Source organism: Mesorhizobium sp. M4A.F.Ca.ET.022.05.2.1 (assembly GCF_003998845.1).
Lineage (GTDB): Bacteria > Pseudomonadota > Alphaproteobacteria > Rhizobiales > Rhizobiaceae > Mesorhizobium.
In genome coordinates this window covers 1-3734 of record NZ_RZOJ01000506.1, presented here as the reverse complement: position 1 = coordinate 3734, position 3734 = coordinate 1, and the positions used below count along the sequence as shown (strand labels likewise).

2 protein-coding genes are annotated in these 3734 nt (G+C 64.0%); one reads left to right on the top strand and one right to left on the bottom strand.

What is annotated here, in order from left to right; genetic code table 11:
• On the bottom strand, positions 1–2115 hold a 2115-nt coding region (locus EN745_RS31570; RefSeq protein WP_281034800.1), incomplete at its 3' end, for a glutamate synthase central domain-containing protein.
• A gap of 481 nt (positions 2116–2596) precedes the next feature.
• Here EN745_RS31570 and EN745_RS31565 point away from each other — a divergent pair.
• Positions 2597–3646 (top strand): low specificity L-threonine aldolase, encoded by a 1050-nt coding sequence (locus tag EN745_RS31565; RefSeq protein ID WP_127423056.1) that lies wholly within the window; start codon positions 2597–2599, stop codon positions 3644–3646.
• Positions 3647–3734 lie beyond the last annotated feature (88 nt).

The following is a 3734-nucleotide window of genomic DNA, read 5'->3' as shown; positions in this document are numbered from 1 at the left end:
CACCTCGCGCGGTTCGCCGGATTCGACGACCAGGCCGACCGAGGTGCGCAATCCCTTGCGGATCAGGTGGTGATGCACCGCTGCCGTTGCGAGCAGCGCCGGAATGGCGATGCGGTCCGGCCCGAGCTGGCGATCGGACAGGATGATGATGTTGTAGCCGCCGGCGACCGCCGCTTCGGCGCGCTCGCAGAGCCGGTCGATGGCGCCCTGCATGCCAGCGGCATTCTCGTTCGCACCGTAGGTGATGTCGATCGTCTTGGTGTCGAAACGGTCCTCGGTGTGGCCGATCGAGCGGATCTTCTCGAGATCGCCATTGGTCAGGATCGGCTGGCGCACCTCGAGCCGCTTGCGGCGCGAATTGCCGACAAGGTCGAAGATGTTCGGCCGCGGTCCGATGAACGACACCAGGCTCATCACCAGTTCCTCGCGGATCGGGTCGATCGGCGGGTTGGTGACCTGGGCGAAGTTCTGCTTGAAATAGGTGTAGAGAAGCTTCGACTTGTCCGACATCGCCGAGATCGGCGTGTCGGTGCCCATCGAGCCGACCGCTTCCTGGCCGGTTGTGGCCATCGGCGCCATCAAAAGCTTGGTGTCTTCCTGGCTGTAGCCGAATGCCTGCTGGCGATCGAGCAGGCTGACATCCTTGCGCAGCGCGCGCGGCTCGACCGGCTTCAGGTCTTCCAGGATGAGCTGCGTGTTGGCGAGCCAGTTCTTGTAGGGATGCCTGGTCGCGATCTCCGATTTGATCTCCTCGTCGGAAACGATGCGGCCCTTGGCGAGGTCGATCAGCAGCATGCGGCCGGGCTGCAGCCGCCACTTCTGGACGATCCTTTCCTCAGGCACCGGCAGCACGCCGGCCTCGGACGCCATGATGACGCGGTCGTCGTCGGTGACGATGTAGCGCGCCGGGCGCAGACCGTTGCGGTCGAGCGTGGCGCCAATCTGGCGGCCATCGGTGAACACGACCGCCGCCGGCCCGTCCCACGGCTCCATAAGTGCCGCGTGGTACTCGTAGAAGGCCTTGCGGTCGGCGTCCATGAGCTTGTTGCCGGCCCAGGCTTCCGGGATCAGCATCATCATGGCGTGGCTGAGGCTGTACCCGCCCTGGAACAGGAATTCGAGCGCATTGTCGAAGCACGCCGTGTCCGACTGGCCTTCATAGGAGATCGGCCAGAGCTTCGAAATGTTGTTGCCGAACAGTTCGGAATCGACCGAGGCCTGGCGGGCCGCCATCCAGTTGTTGTTGCCGCGCACCGTGTTGATCTCGCCATTGTGCGCGACCATGCGGTAGGGATGCGCCAGCTTCCACGACGGGAAGGTGTTGGTCGAGAAACGCTGGTGGACGAGGATCAGCGCGGTCTCGAAGCGCGGATCGCTGAGGTCCCTGTAGTAGGCCCCGACCTGATAGGCCAGGAACATGCCCTTGTAGACGAGGGTGCGCGCCGACAGCGACACGCAATAGGCGCCGATGTCCTTGTTGTCGTTTTCGGCGTAGATGCGGCCCGATATCACCTTGCGCAGCAGATAGAGTCTGGCCTCGTACTCCTCGTCATCGGTGATGTCGGGCGTGCGGCCGATGAAGACCTGCCGATGAAACGGCTCGGACGCCACGATATCCGGCGCCTTCGACAGCGACGAATTGTCAACGGGCACGTCACGGAAGCCTAGCAGCGGCAGCCCCTCGGACTGCGCCGATTCGATGATGATATCCTCGATATGGGCGCGCAGCGCCGTGTCTTGCGGCATGAACCAGTGTCCGACACCGTACTGGCCCGCCGGCGGCAGTTCGATGCCCTGGGCCGCCATCTCCTCGCGGAAGAAGCGGTCGGGAAGCTGCACCAGCACGCCGGCGCCATCGCCCACGAGCGGGTCGGCGCCGACGGCGCCGCGATGCGTCAGGTTCTCCAGCACGGCAAGGCCGTCCTTGACGATCTGGTGCGATTTCACGCCCTTCATGTTGACGATGAACCCGACGCCGCAAGCGTCGTGCTCGTTGCGCGGATCGTAAAGGCCCTGAGCGGCCATGCCGGTGGCGGTGCGGGTCGCGGTTTTGACGGCTGCCGCTTTCGTCTGCGCGGCCTGGCCGTTAATCGCAGATGGCGTCAATTCCGTCATCGTCCCGTCCTCCGTTCCGCGCCCCTTTGAGGCGCTGGTTTGCCTTGGGAAGCGCGATGCTTCCCCCTCATCCTTGCTGCACGTCTTGCGAAATCGTTGCCGAACCATGCGGTGCGCCGCCCGGTTCGTATCCGGTATCGTACAGGCCAGAGCCGAGCCGTCTACCCGTCGCTCGCGGCAACGGCCGGAATGGCCCACATGATACGCCAGTCCAGCCTGTTTTGTGCGACAAAATAAGACAGCACTACTGTCCTAAATTTTTTATGGCAGAAATCAGGCGCGCGCACAAGACCGATTCACAAAAATCTTGGCCGCGCCGCGACACAAAATTTCGCCAGAGGGCGACAAAGCGTAAGCTTCGGTCGCTGCCGATTTCGGCGTCGGCTGGCATCACCGCTTTCCCGGCAATTGGCCCCTTGCACTTGCAAGACCAAAACGGTCAAGTCGCGCCGGCTTCTGCAAATCAGCTACGGACCTCTCGATGTTCTTTGCATCCGACAACTGGGCGGGCGTCCATCCCGACATCTCGGCCAACCTATCCCGGCACGCGGCGGGCATCGCCACCGCCTATGGCGACGGCGACCTCGACCGCGCCGTCTATCGCCGTTTCAGCGAGATCTTCGAAAGCGACGTCCAGGTGTTCTTCGTCGCGACCGGCACAGCGGCGAACGCATTGTCGATGGCAGGGTTGAACCGTATCGGCGGCATCGCGCTTTGCCATTCCGAAGCGCATATCAATGTCGATGAGTTCGGCGCGATGGGTTTCTACACTGGCGGCGCGCGCGTGATGCCGGTGCCCGGGCCTCTGGGTCGCATCAACCCGCAGCCGCTGGACAAGGCCATCCAGCGCTATTCGCGGGACCTCGCGCCCGGCGGCCAGCCGATGGCCGTGACCATCACCCAGGCGACCGAAGTCGGCACGGTCTACACCGTCGACGACGTCAAGGCGATCGCCGAGGTCAGCCGTCGCCACGGCCTGCCGCTCCACATGGACGGTGCCCGTTTCGCCAACGCCATCGCCGCGACCGGCGTCACGCCGGCCGAGATGACCTGGAAGAGCGGCGTCGACATCATCTCTTTCGGCGCCACCAAGAACGGCTGCTGGATGGCCGACGCTGTCGTGATCTTCAATCAGGAGGTCGGCAAGGACCTGCGCCTGCTTCGCCAACGCGCCGGGCAGACATTCTCCAAGGCCCGCTTCATCTCGGCTCAGTTCGAAGCCTATTTCACCGATGACCTTTGGCTGAGAATGGCAGGCCACGCCAATGCGATGGCCGCGCGTCTGGCCGAGACGATCGAGGATGCGCCGGCCGGCAGGCTGGCCTGGCTGCCGCAGGCAAACGAAGTTTTTGCGATCCTCGACCGCGCCAGGGCGGAAGCGCTGCAAGCCGCCGGCGCCAAATTCTATGAATGGGGCGTGCCGCTGGGCTTTGACGGCCATCTCGGCGACAACGAGGCGATCTACCGCTTCGTCGCCAGCTTCGCGACGACGAAGCAGGAGATCGAGCGTCTCGGCCAGTTGCTCGCTTGAGCTCGCGACATCGGGAGGAACCAGATGACCAGGCCCTCTCTCGGCTCGACCATGCGGCTGGTTCGTCCGGCGCCAAACGTTGTCCTGT